General features: G+C 61.4%; 14 protein-coding genes and 1 CRISPR repeat array. Of the genes, 7 read left to right on the top strand and 7 right to left on the bottom strand.

All coding sequences use genetic code 11. From position 1 onward, the window contains the following. Positions 1-46 precede the first annotated feature (46 nt). The 4 genes from ACED88_RS07285 to ACED88_RS07300 all read left to right on the top strand — a co-directional run bounded on the left by ACED88_RS07285 (position 47) and on the right by ACED88_RS07300 (position 3,263). The gene (locus ACED88_RS07285; protein WP_449109201.1) at positions 47-667 is read left to right on the top strand and encodes a hypothetical protein; all 621 of its coding nucleotides are present in this window, start codon (positions 47-49) and stop codon (positions 665-667) included. A gap of 5 nt (positions 668-672) precedes the next feature. Then, the gene (locus ACED88_RS07290) at positions 673-1,887 is read left to right on the top strand and encodes a glutathionylspermidine synthase family protein (RefSeq protein WP_449109202.1); all 1,215 of its coding nucleotides are present in this window, start codon (positions 673-675) and stop codon (positions 1,885-1,887) included. 152 nt (positions 1,888-2,039) lie between these two features. After that, positions 2,040-2,489 carry a gamma-glutamylcyclotransferase family protein gene (locus ACED88_RS07295; protein WP_237207009.1) on the top strand — a complete coding sequence of 150 codons (450 nt, stop codon included), beginning with the start codon at positions 2,040-2,042 and terminating at the stop codon, positions 2,487-2,489. Continuing rightward, positions 2,490-3,263, top strand: coding sequence for a trimeric intracellular cation channel family protein (locus ACED88_RS07300; protein WP_449109203.1), 774 nt, complete (start codon positions 2,490-2,492; stop codon positions 3,261-3,263). It abuts the gene before it with no gap. Between the two features lie 67 nt (positions 3,264-3,330). Here ACED88_RS07300 and ACED88_RS07305 read toward each other — a convergent pair whose 3' ends face one another. Beyond that, positions 3,331-3,768 (bottom strand): GNAT family N-acetyltransferase, encoded by a 438-nt coding sequence (locus ACED88_RS07305; RefSeq protein WP_449109204.1) that lies wholly within the window; start codon positions 3,766-3,768, stop codon positions 3,331-3,333. A 136-nt stretch (positions 3,769-3,904) separates the two neighbouring features. Here ACED88_RS07305 and ACED88_RS07310 point away from each other — a divergent pair, with 136 nt between their 5' ends. Together ACED88_RS07310 and ACED88_RS07315 are read left to right on the top strand one after the other, a co-directional pair. After that, on the top strand, positions 3,905-4,126 hold the full coding sequence (locus ACED88_RS07310) for a DUF6290 family protein (protein WP_237186906.1): 222 nt from the start codon (positions 3,905-3,907) through the stop codon (positions 4,124-4,126). Between the two features lie 2 nt (positions 4,127-4,128). Next, positions 4,129-4,392, top strand: a complete 264-nt coding sequence (locus ACED88_RS07315) for a type II toxin-antitoxin system RelE family toxin (RefSeq protein ID WP_449109205.1) — start codon at positions 4,129-4,131, stop codon at positions 4,390-4,392. A 158-nt stretch (positions 4,393-4,550) separates the two neighbouring features. Here the strand turns inward: ACED88_RS07315 and ACED88_RS07320 are convergent, their stop codons facing one another. The 4 genes from ACED88_RS07320 to ACED88_RS07335 all read right to left on the bottom strand — a co-directional run bounded on the left by ACED88_RS07320 (position 4,551) and on the right by ACED88_RS07335 (position 8,041). After that, complete coding sequence (locus ACED88_RS07320) at positions 4,551-5,300, bottom strand: amino acid ABC transporter ATP-binding protein (protein WP_449109206.1); 750 nt, start codon at positions 5,298-5,300, stop codon at positions 4,551-4,553. After that, positions 5,293-5,970, bottom strand: a complete 678-nt coding sequence (locus ACED88_RS07325; protein WP_449109207.1) for an amino acid ABC transporter permease — start codon at positions 5,968-5,970, stop codon at positions 5,293-5,295. The genes ACED88_RS07320 and ACED88_RS07325 overlap by 8 nt, the downstream gene beginning before the upstream one ends. Positions 5,971-6,040: 70 nt before the next feature. Beyond that, the gene (locus tag ACED88_RS07330; RefSeq protein ID WP_449109208.1) at positions 6,041-6,865 is read right to left on the bottom strand and encodes a transporter substrate-binding domain-containing protein; all 825 of its coding nucleotides are present in this window, start codon (positions 6,863-6,865) and stop codon (positions 6,041-6,043) included. Between the two features lie 39 nt (positions 6,866-6,904). Beyond that, positions 6,905-8,041 (bottom strand): trans-sulfuration enzyme family protein, encoded by a 1,137-nt coding sequence (locus ACED88_RS07335; RefSeq protein ID WP_449109209.1) that lies wholly within the window; start codon positions 8,039-8,041, stop codon positions 6,905-6,907. A gap of 296 nt (positions 8,042-8,337) precedes the next feature. On the opposite strand from ACED88_RS07335, the gene ACED88_RS07340 reads away from it, so the two are divergent. Next, complete coding sequence (locus tag ACED88_RS07340; protein WP_449109210.1) at positions 8,338-10,560, top strand: ZmpA/ZmpB/ZmpC family metallo-endopeptidase; 2,223 nt, start codon at positions 8,338-8,340, stop codon at positions 10,558-10,560. A gap of 85 nt (positions 10,561-10,645) precedes the next feature. Here the strand turns inward: ACED88_RS07340 and ACED88_RS07345 are convergent, their stop codons facing one another. Both ACED88_RS07345 and ACED88_RS07350 read right to left on the bottom strand, forming a co-directional pair. After that, on the bottom strand, positions 10,646-11,476 hold the full coding sequence (locus tag ACED88_RS07345; protein ID WP_449109211.1) for an NlpC/P60 family protein: 831 nt from the start codon (positions 11,474-11,476) through the stop codon (positions 10,646-10,648). Positions 11,477-11,868: 392 nt separating this feature from the next. After that, positions 11,869-12,990: a pirin family protein gene (locus ACED88_RS07350; RefSeq protein ID WP_449109212.1), complete on the bottom strand. Its 1,122-nt coding sequence runs from the start codon at positions 12,988-12,990 to the stop codon at positions 11,869-11,871. Positions 12,991-13,847: 857 nt separating this feature from the next. Beyond that, a CRISPR array of direct repeats spans positions 13,848-15,949; the repeat unit is 28 nt; unit sequence GGCTCATCCCCGCACACGCGGGGAACAC. The last annotated feature ends 48 nt before the right edge of the window (positions 15,950-15,997 follow it).

A 15,997-nucleotide genomic window follows, 5' to 3' on the forward strand; every position in this document is an offset into this window, starting at 1 on the left:
ACCTAAAATAGGGAGGGAACACACTCACCTACCATCGGGAGATTCCATGCCAAGGTTCTCACGCGCGACCAAGACCGTGCTTGCCCTGCTTGCGGGCGGGGCAGCCATTATCGGTATTGGCGCCACCAACCACGCCACCCCGGCCCGTGTTGCACCCCTGGTGGGCGGCTCGTCCTCGTCGTCGCAGAAGCAGGGCGGACGTTCCTCCACCAGTTCGCAGATCAGCGGCAGCTCCAAGGAGTACGCTGAGATTTGCTACGACCCCGGCACCGGGCAGCGTCTTGAGAACTCCGAGTGCGAGGACGGCAGCGGCTCAGGTTCCAGCAGCAGTGGCGGCGGGGGCGGCACCGGGCGCTCCTACTGGGTTCCCTATTCTTCGTCATCGACCCTGCCCAAAGTGGGTGAGAAGGTGGCAGGCGGGTCGGAGAGCCGCCCGTCCGATGGCACGATTTTCCGTAACCTGCCCTCGCAGGGTGGCGGGTTTGCCGAGTCTTTTCGCGAGTCAAAGAGCTCTTATACCGTGGAGAACTCGCAGGTGAAGTCGAGCCAGAGCGGGGACTCCTACGGCGGTTTCAATCAGGACGCTAACAAAGACACCACCACCAAGAAGAGTCGCGGCGGCTTTGGCGGCGGGTCGAAGACCGGCGGCGGAACCAAGGGAGGCTAAGGCCAATGAGACGACTGTCCTTCCCCCTGGGCCGCCATAACTGGGAGCAGACTATCGCCGCCGAAGGGCTGATCTATTCGCTCGAAGGCCCCGACGACACCGACCACTACTGGAACGAGTTTGCTGCCTACGAGTTCACCGTGGCCGAGGCCCTCTGGCTGCAGGAGCAGGTCGAAGAGGCCCACCGCATGTGCGTTGCGGCCATCGACCACATCATTGCCGGCCCCCTCAAGTACAAGCTTGGGCTGAGCGACGCTGCGCTGAAACTGGCGATTGATTCCTGGCGCTGGCACGAATACGACTTCTACGGCCGCTTTGATTTTGTCTACAACCCCGAGGCTCACGCGCTCAAAATCCTGGAATACAACGCCGATACCCCCACCGGCCTGGTGGAGGCGGCAGTCAGCCAGTCCACCTGGTTCAAGGATCAGCGCCTGGATTTGCGCGGCTTCAAAGAGTGGAACGACCTGGGTAACGCCTTTGTCGCCCGCTGGGCGCAGATCCGCCAGCGGGTCAAGCACCCGGTTCTGCACCTGGCCTGCGTGAACGAAGAAATCGACGAGCTCGGCGAGGACATTGAAAACCTCAAGGTCGTAGCCCACGCCGCGCACATGGCGGGCTGGGAAACCCACATCATGCACATCGACGACCTCTACTGGGACACCAACCGCCGCATCTGGCTCGATCACCACGACCGGCATGTGCACAACCTCTTCAAGCTCTACCCCTGGGAAGACATGGTTGAGGACGCCTACGGGCAGGTCCTCTTCAACGGCGGCTACGCTGCCATGGAGAACTGGTTTGAACCGGCCTGGAAGATGTTCCTCTCCAACAAGGTACTGATGGTGGCCCTCTGGGAACTCTACCCGGGGCACCCGCTGCTGCTGCCGGCGTCCTTGTCACCAGACCACGGCTTCACCAGCTGGGTCAAGAAACCCATCTTTGGGCGGGAGGGCGACGGCATCGTGGTGAACGCCCCGACCCACGGGGTGCAGGTTGCCCACACCGACGGCTACATGACCGAAACCGCCGCCGACCACGAGTACATCTACCAGCAGTACGTGCAGCCGCCCAACTTCACCGGGGACGCCGGCAAACCCAATTACCCCGTTATCGGGGCCTGGGTGGTGGGCGGACGCTCCGTGGGCTTCGGCGTGCGCGAATCAGACGGGGCAATTACCGACGGCTACTGCCGGTTCGTGCCGACGGTGCTCAAGTAAGCGAGTAGGTGAAGCAGGCTCGCGCTCGCTGCCGACCCTCTCGCTGGTTCGCTGACGCTCACAAGCGATTCACGCCAGCCGCCGAGCCAGCAGCTTCGCTGCGAGCCTGCTTCACCTACGCCTTCAATAAACCCAATGGGTACGATAGAGGCATGACAGCCCACCACCCCGTTTTTGTTTACGGCACCCTGCGCCCCGGTATGAGCAATAATCGCTGGTTCCGCGGGGCTGATTCTAACCGCACTGACGCGACTATTACCGGCTACGAGCTGGTCACGAACGGCTCCTACCCCTACCTGCTCCCGGCGTCCGCATCGGTCGGCAGCGACGCCGCCGGGCAGGACGCCCCGGTGGTGCGCGGCACCCTGGTCTTTGTAGACCCCGCCGACTGGGAGGCCGTTGCTGCCTCCCTCGATGAGCTTGAGGGAACCGACCCCGCGCGTCCTGTGCACGATGACAACCTCTACAACCGGGTACTGGCCGAGGTTGTAACGGACGCCGGTGAGCCGGTCACCGCCTGGGTCTACATTCCGCCGGTGAGCAAGCAGGCGCAGCTGCGCGAGCGCTACCCCCTGGTGCCGGGCGGCGAGTGGACCGAGTAAATGCCCCCTTTTGATTTTGAGCCAGAAACCTGGTTCCGTGTGATTGATGTTGCCGCTATTGTCACCAACGGTCTGTTGGGTGGGGCGGTTGCTCGCGCCCACCGTTTCGATATTGTGGGGTTCATTATTTTCTCGGTCATTACAGCGATGGGCGGGGGCATTATTCGTGATGTTTTGCTCGATACCGGTTTTCCCGTCGCTCTGACCGATAGCTACTATTGGGTGGCTGCGCTGGGGTCTGCTGCCCTGGCCTATCTGATGGATTTTGGGTCCCGCTGGGCTGACCGCACCCTGCTCGTGGCGGATTTTTTGGGCATGGGCTGTTGGACCGCCACCGGAACCATCAAGGCCCTCGCCTTGGGGCTGCACTGGCTGCCGGCGATTGCCCTGGGTGTGGTGACGGCTGTGGGCGGTGGGGCTCTGCGCGACATTATGGTCAACCGTATTCCGGCGATTTTGGGTGGGAGCCCGCTCTATGCCACGGTGGCTTTTGTGGGGGCTTCTGAGGTTGCCCTGTGCGTGGTTTTGTGGGATCAGCAGGTGCTGGGTATGGCTCTTTCCATTGTGACTTGCCTGGTCATGGGTATTATGGCGCGGTGGCGCCGCTGGCAGCTGCCGGAGCCGGTTCAGTTCAAGGTTCCCCGCCCCCGCTTGCGGTTAGGACGCCGCCGCTCAGGTTCACGCGACCGGTGGGTGCCCGGTGCCCCGCTGACCCAGGAAATGCGCATTATTGACGAAGAAACAGCCCGCGCCCACCGCGAGGGGCGGCTGTAAGGGATAGTTTAGGATTTCCAAAGTATAAAAAGTATAAAATGATGGGCCTAAGAAAGACCCCTTTGACCTAGTCAAAGGTAAATTGTGCCAGGGTCACGCAGCCGTAGCTCTCGACAGGATTGAAGCCCCTGCTCCGGTAAAGATCAATCACGTGCTGGTTGCTAGGGTGGGTTTCTGTGGTGATGTAGACCTGGCGGACGCCACCCACGGCAGCCAGCGCCATGTCGAGCAGGCGGGAGCCAAGGCCGGACTTCTGAAAGTCCGGGTTAATGAGTAGGTCTTGAATATAGCTAATGCTGACCCCATCACCAACGGCCCGCACCAGCCCGGCAAGTCGACCAGTAGCGTCCTCACGGGCTACCGCCAGGTAAAGGCTACCGGTGCACATGGGTACCAGGTCTTCAGGGTGGTCGGTGTAAGCGCTCCACCCAACAGAGGTGTAGAGGTCTACCAGTTCCTGCTGGCTGGGTACCAGACCTACTGAAAAAGTAAAAGCGGTGTTCATGGGCAAAACTTTACCGTGCGCTTATCCCTGAAAATACTCCCAGCTTCTTCATCACAGAAAGCAAGCCCAGAACAATATCCTATTGTTGAAAGTACAGCCGTTTGCCATACTGGAAAGCACAGTAAGGAGAGAACCTATGACCGTGCATGTTGAGTTTACAGCTACTGAAGAGGCACAGCTACAGAGTCTTTCTTCCGCTCTTGGTACGAGCACCGAAGAGCTAGTGCGTTCTGCTGTACTTGATTATCTTGAGCAGCAGGAAGAACAGGTATGGGCACAGCAGGCATTGGCGCGCTTCGAGGCAGACGGCCGTGAGACCCGCCCCGCCCAGGAATTGTGGGATGAGCTCGGGGTCTGAATGTGGCCTGGCAATTAGTACTGGCAAAAGAGTTTGAACGATCGATTAGAAAGCTCGATAAGCCGGATATTCGTAGAATTAAGACTTACCTTGACCAGGTAGTTCAGCTAGATAATCCGAGGGACCGGGGAAAAGCGCTGACAGCTGACAAGGTTGGCCTTTGGCGTTATCGTGTAGGAAATTTTCGAGTACTCGTAAAATTTGAAGATCAGCAGATGCAGATTATCGCTCTCGACGTTGGTCACCGCTCAGCAATTTACCGGTAGCCCTCTGAGATCCTCTGGTGTTAACACATCACCCCGTCCTTTCTCTCTTCGCCCTAGTGATTATCTCGGGGTGAAGAGAGAAAGGACGGGGTGAAGTCGGCTCTGCGAAGCTCAGGCAGGCATCGCTACGTCCAGGCCGTCTCTAGCGTCCCAGCGCCTTAGATCCGGTAGTCCGTCATTTCGAAGATCTGCAGGAAGCGCTGGATGCGTTCCTGGTCAGAGGCAAAGAAGGCTTCGGGGCCGCCGTTGTAGAGTACCTTGCCGCCGTCCAGGAAGATGATGCGGTCAGCAACCCGGCGGGCAAAGGCCATATTGTGGGTAACGACCACCAGGGAGCGTTTTTCGCGGGCCAGGTCAATCAGCACACCAATGACTTCGGCTTCAAGCTCGGGGTCAAGGGCGCTAGTGGGCTCGTCAAAGAGCAGGTAGTCGGGGGCAACAGCCAGGGCGCGGGCAATGGCCACGCGCTGCTGCTGGCCGCCGGAGAGGTTATCGGGGTAGGCATCGGCCTTATGCCCCAGCCCCACCTTCTCTAGGAGTTCGCGCGCCAGCTGGGCGGCGGCGTCCTTACCCATCTTGCCGTTGAGTACCGGGGCCAGGGCCACGTTCTGCTCAGCGGTGTAGTGGGGGAAGAGGTTAAAGTTCTGAAAGACCATGGCCGAGTGCTTGCGGATGGTGCGTACCTGCTCGTCGGTCAGGCCGGCGGCGAAGTCTACCGAGTCGCCCTCGATGGTGAGCAGGCCGGACTCAGGGGTTTCGAGCAGGTTCAGGCAGCGCAGCAGGGTGGACTTGCCCGAACCGGAGGGCCCCAGAATGACCGTGGTTTCGCCGTTGTCCAGGTCCAGGGAGATATCACGCAGGATGGTGTTCTGGCCGAAGGTTTTGCTGAGGTTCTTCAGGCTAAGCATTGGCTGTCCTTATGTAACGGCTGGTGCGCTTCTCAAGGGCGCGCTGGGCGATGGAGAGCAGGGTGAAGATGACCAGGTAGATGGCGGCAACTTCCAGGTACATGGCCAAAGGCTCGAAGGTGCGGGCGGCTACCTGCTTGCCGGACTGGAAGAGGTCAACCATAGAGATCACCGAGACCAGGGAGGTGCCCTTGACCAGGTCGATCAGGTCATTACCCAGCGGCGGCAGGGCGATGCGGGTGGCCTGGGGAACCACGACGTGGCGCAGGGTCTGCAGCTTGGTGAAGTTGAGGGTGCGGGCAGCTTCAAACTGGCCGCGGGGAATGGAGGCGTAGGCTGAGCGGAAGGTCTCTGCCACGTAGGCTCCAGTGTTCAGGCTCAGCGCAATGATGGCAGCAGGCCAGGTGTCGAGGGTGATGCCGATGCGGGGCAGCCCGTAGAAGACCAGGAAGAGCTGCACCAGAAGCGGGGTGCCGCGGAAGAACCAGACGAAGGCTGTGGCCAGCCAGTTGAGCGGGTTGTAGCGGCTCAGGTTGCGGGCGGCGGTGGCCAGCAGACCCAGGAGCAGGGCAAGCAGGAAGGAGATGAGGGTCAGCGGGATGGTCACCTGCACGGTGGCCAGCAGCAGGGAGGGCAGGGATTGTGCCCAGAGTTCTAGGTAGCGGTCCATAGTCTTCTAGGGGTTGCTTTCAGGTGGGGCCCCGGACCAGCTGGGCCCGGGGCGCGGCCAGCCCTGGGCCTTAGGCCTTGGGGCTTAGGTCAATACCAACGTACTTTTCGTAGATGGCCTTGAAGTCGCCGTTTTCTAGGTGCTTGGCGATGGATTCGTTGATGGCAGTTTGCAGGGTGGTGGCGCCCTTGGGCATGAGGATTGCTGACTGGGAGGCGTCACCGAGCACACCGTCGAGTAGGCGGATGGGGGCGTCGGGGTGCTGCTCCTGGTAGTAGGCGAAGGTGACTGCGTCGTTACCGCAGGCGTCCACGCGGCCGGTCAGGACCTGTTCGATTGCCTCGTCAAAGCCGGTGACGATGGTCATCTGGGCGCCGGCTTCTTCAAGCAGGGTGCGGAAGTTAGAGGTCTCTGATGAGGCTGCGGTAGCTCCCTTGAGGTCTGCAATAGTTTGCAGGGAGGAATCCTGCAGGACGGCTACCTTACCTTCTGAGGCGACGTAGGGGTTAGAGAAGTCGTACTTGAGCTTGCGCTCTTCGGTGGGTGAGACGTTGTTGATCACAATGTCGTAGCGGTCTGCATCCACACCGGCGATCAGGGAGTCCCAGGGGGTTTCGGTGTATTCGGCAGTAACACCCAGGTCGGCGGCGATCAGGTCGCCGATTTCCTTTTCCATGCCGACGAGTTCGCCGGCTTCGTTGTGGTAGTTCCAGGGGGCGAAGGTGCCTTCGAAGCCGATACGGATCTTGCCGGCGTCCTTGATGGCCTGCAGCTTGTCGGCAGCTGCGGAGGAGCCGGAGGTGGAGGAGGATGAGGAGCCGCAGGCGGCCAGGGCAAGGGCAAGGGCGGACGCGCCAGCTGCGGAGAGCGCGGTACGGCGAGTGATGTTCTGCATGGGTTTACCTTTCGGTGATTGTGTTGTGGAAAAGGAAGGCTAGGCGGCGTCGAGGGCGCCGATGATATCGGCACGCAGGTCCTCAACGTCCTCGATGCCGACGGCTACGCGCACCAGGCGGGTGGTGAGGCCGGCGTCGTCGCGGTCTTCTTGGGAGTAGGCGCCCTGGGTCATGGTGGTAGGTAGGCAGACCAGGGACTCAATGCCGCCGAGGGAGACGGCGAAGGTGAAGACCTGCAGGGCATCGAGGAAGGCCTTGATGTCGTAGCCCTCCTTGACAGTGAAGGAGAAGAGGGCGCCCTTGCCGGTAGCCTGCTCGGCCTGAATCTTAGCTTCTTCGGCGCTGTAGGAGCCGGGGAAGTAGACGGTGTCAACGGCGGGGTGGGCGGCGACGGCCTCGATGAGGACGTCGGCGTTGGCCTGCTGGCGCTCCATGCGCAGGGCCAGGGTCTTGACGTTCTGCAGCAGACGGTAGGAGTCGATGGGTGAGAGAACGCCGCCGGAGATCAGCTGGGCTTTGAAGAGCTTGTCAGCCAGGTTGGCGTCGTTGGTGGTGGCGACGCCCGCGAGCAGGTCGCCGTGACCGGCCAGGTACTTGGTGGCTGACTGCACGACGATATCGGCACCCAGCTCCAGAGGCTTTTGCAGGTAGGGGGTCATGACGGTGTTATCGACGACCAGCAGGGCCCCGTGGCGGTGGGCCAGCTCGGCGACCTTCTTGATGTCGGTGACGCGCAGGGTGGGGTTGGAGGGGGTCTCAATGAAGACCATGCCCACGTTCTTGCCTTCAAAGTGGGCGTCGGAGAGGGTGGTGAGGTCGTAGACCAGTTCGTGCGCGACTCCGCGCTTGGGCAGTTCGATGGTGGCGAAGCGGTAATTGCCGCCGTAGACGGGCATGCCCATGAGCAGGGTCTGGCCGTGTTCCAGGATTCCCATGGCGGCGGCGGTAGCGCTCATGCCGGAGGCGTAGAGGAAGGCATGCTCAGCACCCTCAAGAGCGGCGAGGGTGGTTTCTGCCTTGGAGCGGGTGGGGTTGCCGCCACGCTGGTATTCGAAGGGGCCTTCGGTGCCGTCGGTGGGCTGGCCGAAGGTGGAGGCGGTGTAGATCGGGGGCACGACGGCCTGCTCTTCGTTGGAGTGGACGGCGTGAATGGCGCGAGTGGTAAAGCCTGCCACGGTGGTTCCTTTCGGTATCAAGAAAAAGCGTATTTATAGAGCCTATACCGGCTATCTGCAAGGCAGAGAATTAATGTTACGCGTTTATGACGTTACTCTTGGGCAAACACAAGAGGTATAGCCAAGGGCACATCCGCACCAGCACACGAGCCTCACCGGCACACACTACCTGCTCCCGGCTGCCTCCAGCCGGTATTCTTAAAGAAGAGGTGCGAGCCCTGCGCCCGATCGTCCGCTGTCGCTCAGGGCCGTATTTACCTCACACACATCCCCCTACACCACACAAAGAGTTCTCTATGCCTTCCTCCCCCATCCATCGCCGTACCCTCATTCACGGCGCAGCCTGGTCTGCCCCCGCCATCATCGCCAGCTCGGCAGTGCCCGCCTACGCTGCCTCGACGCCGTCCGCCGACCTTTTTGCAACCCTGGCAGCAGAACTGGGCGGTATCTCCTTCACCGAGTCGCAGACCGTCTACGACTCACTCTCACCCACCATTCGCTTTACCGACATCACCAACAAGCGGCTAGAGATTTCTCGCCGCACCGGGCGTCCTTTTAGCTCCGTGACCGAGGCAGAGGCCCGCGCTGAGCTCCAGCCCGAGGCGCTCAAAGCTACCGGTCTTGAGAAGCAGTTCAACGTCTCAAAGCTCCTGGCCCAAAATACCCTCACCGCGATTGCCGCAAACCCCCTCTACGCCCATCTCACGCCCCAAGAGCGCGAAACCCTGATCACCAATAAGGTCAGCGGGCGCAAGGAGCAGTTCCTGCTGGGCCTGGCCTACCTGCGGTCGCTCTACTCCTTCGAACTGGGCGGCGTGAACGTGGCCGAGACCCTCATTGCCAACCCTGAGCAGTTCGGCATCACCGGGGTTGACCCGATTGACTACATTCTCAACATTGGCTCCCAGCGGGCTAGCGTACTGGCTTTCAGCAACTCCCCCACCGCCCACCGCACCGTGGTGCGCCTGCCGGAGCTCACCAGCTTCATTGCCGACCGGGCAGGCACCAGCGACCTGGACGCCTGGATGCGCGAGCAGAGCGGGGCCATCATTGCGGACGCCGCCGCCCCGCTCTACAGCAAGCTGGCGGCAGACCCTGCCTCCCAGCGCTTTATCCTGCCCCTGCTTTCGCAGGAGAATGACGGGGTCTATGTTGCAACGACCCCGGCCTCTATCACCTTCGGCCACACCTACACCTATATAGACCCCGCTACCGCAGGTAGCAGCACCGCTGAAAAGACCGCCTTCATCGACGAACTCAACCGCCGGGCAGCCGAGCAGAACGCCTTTGTGGAACTCTGGACCCGCCTGGCTCCCGCCTACGCGGGTGAGCTCACCGGTAACCGCCTAGCGATTGACACCTTCCAGGGCTACAAGGCCCAGAACATCTCAACCTCCTGGCTGCCTAAAACCAACCCCGGGGCTATCAGCGACTTCTTCGCACCCCTCAACCTCTGGGCCCCCTACACTCAGGCAACCGCCCAGGCTGAGGGCACCGGTATGCGCTACTTCATGGGTAAGGCCATCTCTGCTAACGGCGTGACCACCTACGGTCACGAGATGACCCACCTGATTGACGACACCCTGCTCACCAACGGCGGCGGCCTGCGCGATGGCTTCGGCCCCGAGACGATCGCCCGCGGTATCTTCGAGGGCCCCGATAGCCCCACCTCAGCTATCGTTGGCTTCAACCAGTACTTTGACTGGACGGCCGTCCCCGACCGTCTACACAATGGCAACCCCGAGCAGTTCGCCACCAAGCAGGACCTCTCAGCCTACATGCGCTCCCAGCTTGATACCCTCTACCTGCTTGATGCCCTCGAGGCAGAAGCTATCCTGCGCCGCCCGGCTGAGGAGCGTGCCGTCCTGCTCAACCGCCTGAGCCAGACCCCGCGCGGCACCACCGGCCACACCGATGACACCTTCAGCACCATCACCGTGGACGAGGCAGCCGCCCTCTCAACCGTGGAGGACTTCACTACCCAGGGTCTGGTGGTCTCCCGCTACCAGTGGCGCGGTATCAACACCATCGGCACCGCACCGGCGAACAGCTACTACACCATTCCCCTCTTTGACCCCGCCTACGGTGCCTACACCCCCGCCACCGGTGCGGCAGGCGATATCACCGTCCGCCGTCAGGCCTTCGACCTGCTGGCTTACAAGGGCTACGACGAGGGCCTGGTGCCCTACATCTCCAACCAGTACAAGACCGCTGCCGGTGGGGCGCTCTCGGATAGCTTCATCATGGGGCAAATCGGTATCGCCGACTATGCTGCCGACCGCGCATCTCGCTACCGTCAGGGACTTGAGCGGGCGGAGGCGTCCACGGTCTTCCCCTTCACCCACCGTGGGCAGACCATTGCCTCGCTCGACGACCTGCGAGCCCAGTTTGACCAGGCCCTTACCGCCGACCTGCCCCACCTACAGCAGGCCCGGGCAGGCTCTACCAGCGCCATCTGGTCGGTGACCGCTGTGCGCGAGCTCAAGGCCTCCTTCTACCGGGCGGCCATGCAGGGCTAACACCCCTGCAGGGCTAGCAAAAAGGCCCCGCTCCCTGGTAAGGGAGCGGGGCCTTTCTCAAGAAAAGACGCCTGAGGCGGTCTGCTTAGCTGTTGTAGCCAGCGGGGGTTACGAAGATCGGTGCGGACGCGGTGGGCAGGTTCACCGAGAAGATGGAGGTGCCCATGCCGTTCCAGCCACCGTGCACAGCCTGGCCGTTGCCAATGTAAACAGCGATGTGCTGCTGACCGAAGCCGTTGGACTGGTAGAGAACCAGGTCGCCGGGCTGGGGGTTGGAGGTTACGCTGCCGAGTGACATGTAGTCCATGGGCCAACCGTGGAAGTTGATGCCAGCGGCGCGCAGGGAGTTGGTTGCCAGCATGGTGCAGTCAGTCTGAGCATTGACAGCTGCAGCGGCCTTAGCGGCCGCTACAACGGCATCGCGCTTAGCCTGGTTGGTGGTGGTGGAAAGAGTGGGGGCTGCTGCGGGAGCAGGTGCCTGAGCCGCTGCGGGAGCTACAGTCTCAACAGGAGCGGGAGCAGGAGCAGCCTCTACGACCTCAATGGTCTCTGACTGAACTGCGACGACAGCTTCCTCTACGGGAGCTTCTACGGGTGCCTCTTCGACAACCGGAGCTTCCTCTACGGGAGCTTCTACGGGTGCCTCTTCAACAACCGGAGCTTCCTCAACGGGAGCTTCTTCAAGAACGGGGGTTGCCTCAACAGGCTTTTCGGGAGCTACGATGTAAGCGGGAACGCCCCAGCTTACGATCTTGCCTTCACCTGCAACGGCGAATGCCTTGAGCAGAGGGGCTGAAACAGCTGCACCGTTGTCTACGGTGGTCTGCGGGGCTTCATTGACGGCTGCGTTTGCTGCTGCGAGAACAGTACCGGACAGGATGACGCCTACCGCACCTACTGAGAGTGAACGACGCAATGTTGTACCTTTCGTCTCTTCTTGAGATTTCGCAGCCGGGTTGCTGCTACTGCTGGGTGGCCCGTACGTGGGGTTTTGGGCTCCCATGCTTCCCTCGGAAGCTGATTGGACTTTGAACAGCCTATAACGATTTGGTAACGATGTATACCGAATCGTTATAAAAAGTTGATTTTTCTGCCCTATGTCACGTCTTCATGGGGGCATGAAAAATCCTACGAATCGCCTGTTAATACTGGTCACCGCGGGTTACTGGCCGGTAGGGTACGCGGGTGCAATCCGTCAAAATAATATGCGACACGTTCGCGGGCCGGGTCACGGTTTCATGAAGAAACTGTGACCCGGCCCGCTAGTTTAAGGGGCGGGCGGATGCCCGCTCCCCTGCACCAGGGCTCTTAGTCGCCGCGCAGCTTCAAGCGCGCGTTGGGCAGATCGGGGGCAGGAATCACCGATGTACGGGGCTTCTCTTCATATTCCCCGGGCAGCAGCACCACCCCACCAAAGCGGGGGTAGTCAGGGCCGGCGTCCTGACCGACTGCAAGCGCCCCGCCGGTGACTATCTCGGTGCCCGACGCGCCTGCCGGGGCGGTGACGGCCTCGAAGCTCTCAGCCTGGCCGTTCCAGGCTGCGCGGGCTTCGACGATGTCTTCATGGGAGCGGCCGATGAAGTTCCACCAGATAGCGATTTTTTCGCCGAAGGGAGCTCCGCCGAGCAGGATCAGGCGGGTGTCGCCGACGGCCTCGATGGTGAGTTCGGTGGTGCCGGGTTCGATAAAGAGCATTTCGTCGGCAGCTACCTGCTGACCCTTAATAAGGAGGGCGCCGGTGTCGACCACGAAGCCGTGCTCGTACTCGGGGTTGAGGGTCAGGGTGATGGTGCGGCGCGGGGCGTCATCTGCCGGGTTCTTGTCTGCCTCGGGGTCAGAGCCGGGGGCACCCACCAGGATTTCAGCGCCGAGCAGGGGCGAGAAGGTGGTGACGGGCGACGAGCCGGTGAGGGTCTGCCCGTCGACGGCCACACCCAACTCCCCCAGGAAGACGCGGGCCTGTACCGGAGCCGGGGCGGACGCGTCCTGCCCACTCCCCTGCCCGCCGAAGGCGAGGGCCTCGGGCACGAAGTTTTCGAAGGCGGGGGCGGTGTTCATGTCGTCGCGGGGCAGGGCGATCCAGAGTTGGATGCCGTGCAGCACGGTGGTGTCTGGCGTGGAGTATTCGGAGTGGTTGATGCCGTAGCCGGCTGTCATGAGGTTGAGTTCGCCGGGGCGCACGTCGGCGACGGTGCCGAGGGAGTCGCGGTGTTCGATGGTGCCGGTGAAGATCCAGCTGGCGGTTTGCAGGCCGGTGTGGGGGTGCGGGGCGACGCGCATGCCGCCGGTGACGGCGACGTCGTCGGGGCCGTAGTGGTCAATGAAGCACCAGGCGCCCACCATGCGGCGGTCGCGGGAGGGCAGCAGGCGACGCACGGTCATGGCGCGCAGCCCACCCAGGGGCACGGGGCGAGGCTCAATAAGTTTCATGGCTTTAGTGTACGCCGGGGCGGACGGGGGTGGGTGGGTTTGACCGGACGGCCGGGGCAAGCGGACGGCGGAGGGCAGATACGCCGAATGCGACTCCTTTTCCCGAGCAGGCGTTAAAACAACACCCGTTCGGGAAAAGGAATCACATTCGATGAGCTGCCGGTAAGACCTATGCAGAGCAGAGCTTGTTCCTCCCATGTGCGCTGTTTTATGTAGTAGTACATATCAAAGAGGAGTACCTAAAATTAAGTACTCCTCTTTGCCCTGAGTAATTCAGTTACGTTCTCTTTGCTTTTTTGACTTGATAGGAAGAGCACCTATAAGCCCACCGACTGCCGCCCATAGCAGGCAATACCCCCAGCTAAAATCTATATCCTTAGCATCATTCACGCTAGCGTATCGCGAAGTCGTTATGTTGTACTCAGCTCTAAGCCAATAAGCTACAGCTCCAACAAGAGCGAAGACCAAAATCATAATTATTCTTTTCATTAGCTAAAACCCTTTCTACAAGTTTTAGATTGTCATTTCTGATGTAGGTGGTACCTAGTGCTTAGACCAGCACCTACCGCTTTGACAAAATCAAGTCCGTCACAAAACCAGGTGCCCAAACTCAATTTAGGTATTGTGCCCCCCGGCAAGGGTAAATGTTTCGTTCATCATTGGTGTGAATCGTTTCAGAGATAATCCGGGGCAGTAACACCGGCAGAAGGCGCGCTAAGGCTAGCGAGCAACGCCAGGGACTCTGCCTCGTATGAATCTGGTCAGGCGCTGTAGGTTGTCAGCCGTAGCGCGCTCTCGCTGCCGACCGTGAAAGCATCAAAATCTCGAGGAACACGTTCACAGACACTTCGGTGTAGGGCGCATCCCCGCACACGCGGGGAACACTGAGGGTATGGGCTCGTTGCAGGTCTAGAGCGGGGCTCATCCCCGCACACGCGGGGAACACTCGTGTTCTTACTAGATCTTCCTATCTGGCGAGGGCTCATCCCCGCACACGCGGGGAACACCGTGATCGAGAGCCGCCCTTCTTGCCCTTCTGGGGCTCATCCCCGCACACGCGGGGAACACAGAGCCACCGATAAGCGAGCTCGAATGAACGGGGGCTCATCCCCGCACACGCGGGGAACACCATTTTGTGTTTGCAACACCAAAACTAGCGATAGGCTCATCCCCGCACACGCGGGGAACACGATTACGGGGCCTGCTGAGGCTCCGACGCTTGAGGCTCATCCCCGCACACGCGGGGAACACCAAAGATGGCTTTACCTCTGGTTGGTGCCCTGAGGCTCATCCCCGCACACGCGGGGAACACCCATTGTTCTCTCCTAAAGTTCAATTGAAATTGGGCTCATCCCCGCACACGCGGGGAACACAGATCTCTGTGCATAGTGCCAAGGGGATTGCTGGGCTCATCCCCGCACACGCGGGGAACACGCGCTGCTGAAGGTGCTGAAAGCTCCACTGCCAGGCTCATCCCCGCACACGCGGGGAACACGAGTCTGCCGCGGCTGTTGTGGGTGTGTCCGCAGGCTCATCCCCGCACACGCGGGGAACACACTTGCGCGAAGCCTGAGGCGAGGTGCGCCAGGGCTCATCCCCGCACACGCGGGGAACACTCCTGATCAGAGACGCCCGTTGATGAAACATAAGGCTCATCCCCGCACACGCGGGGAACACACTTGCGCGCTTGGGCTCACCATGAGCCCGGTAGGCTCATCCCCGCACACGCGGGGAACACACGCCGGTAAAGTGACATCTGGGTACCTTGATGGGCTCATCCCCGCACACGCGGGGAACACGTATTCCGGCATTTTCAAAACCCCTTTCTAGGAGGCTCATCCCCGCACACGCGGGGAACACATGGCGTTCCGCGCTACCAGCTTCTTCGTCACGGGCTCATCCCCGCACACGCGGGGAACACGCAGAGGTGTTCGTGACGGCCCAGAGCGAGAGGGGCTCATCCCCGCACACGCGGGGAACACACCCAGACTGACTTGAATACGAAGACCCAGGAAGGCTCATCCCCGCACACGCGGGGAACACCTAGCTATCGGCTACCAGCTCTACCAGGGCATGGGCTCATCCCCGCACACGCGGGGAACACCCGGGGAACTCGGCAACACTTGGGATTTGATGGGGCTCATCCCCGCACACGCGGGGAACACATGCTGCGGCAGGGAATCTGTGGATTCGCTCGGGGCTCATCCCCGCACACGCGGGGAACACGTTGCCCTGAGAGTCGTACATGCTGACCCCGAGTGGCTCATCCCCGCACACGCGGGGAACACTCTTTGCCCGGCTCCACCAGGGCAGCCTTCTTCGGCTCATCCCCGCACACGCGGGGAACACATTGCGGGGTTTTCCCGCGTAAAGAACGCTCCGGGCTCATCCCCGCACACGCGGGGAACACGTCTCGAACCGGGCGCTCGACCACGGGGGGATGGGCTCATCCCCGCACACGCGGGGAACACTCAAGGAGCCGGGTGGTGACCGCATCGGGGTACGGCTCATCCCCGCACACGCGGGGAACACCAGGGCACGGGGCGGTTTGACCCCGATTGTGAGGGCTCATCCCCGCACACGCGGGGAACACGAATCGAGATGTGGTATGAAAACCCGCCTGAAAGGCTCATCCCCGCACACGCGGGGAACACAAGATAACCTGAAATTTAGTAAAAAAGCAGTGGGGCTCATCCCCGCACACGCGGGGAACACGGACTTGGCGACGGTTTCGCGGGCTTCGGCGCGGGCTCATCCCCGCACACGCGGGGAACACACCCCTAACTCTGATGCTCCTTGGTACGCCTGGGGCTCATCCCCGCACACGCGGGGAACACACCTGGGCAAGCCGTCGGACTCCAATCCTTATGGGCTCATCCCCGCACACGCGGGGAACACCGCATCGGTGGCACCGTCCTGGTGTACGCCCGGGGCTCATCCCCGCACACGCGGGGAACACAAGTGCAGATGCGGGCCGGTGGTGTATCCAGTGGGCTCATCCCCGCAC

Source organism: Rothia sp. 11273D007AR, from assembly GCF_053547255.1.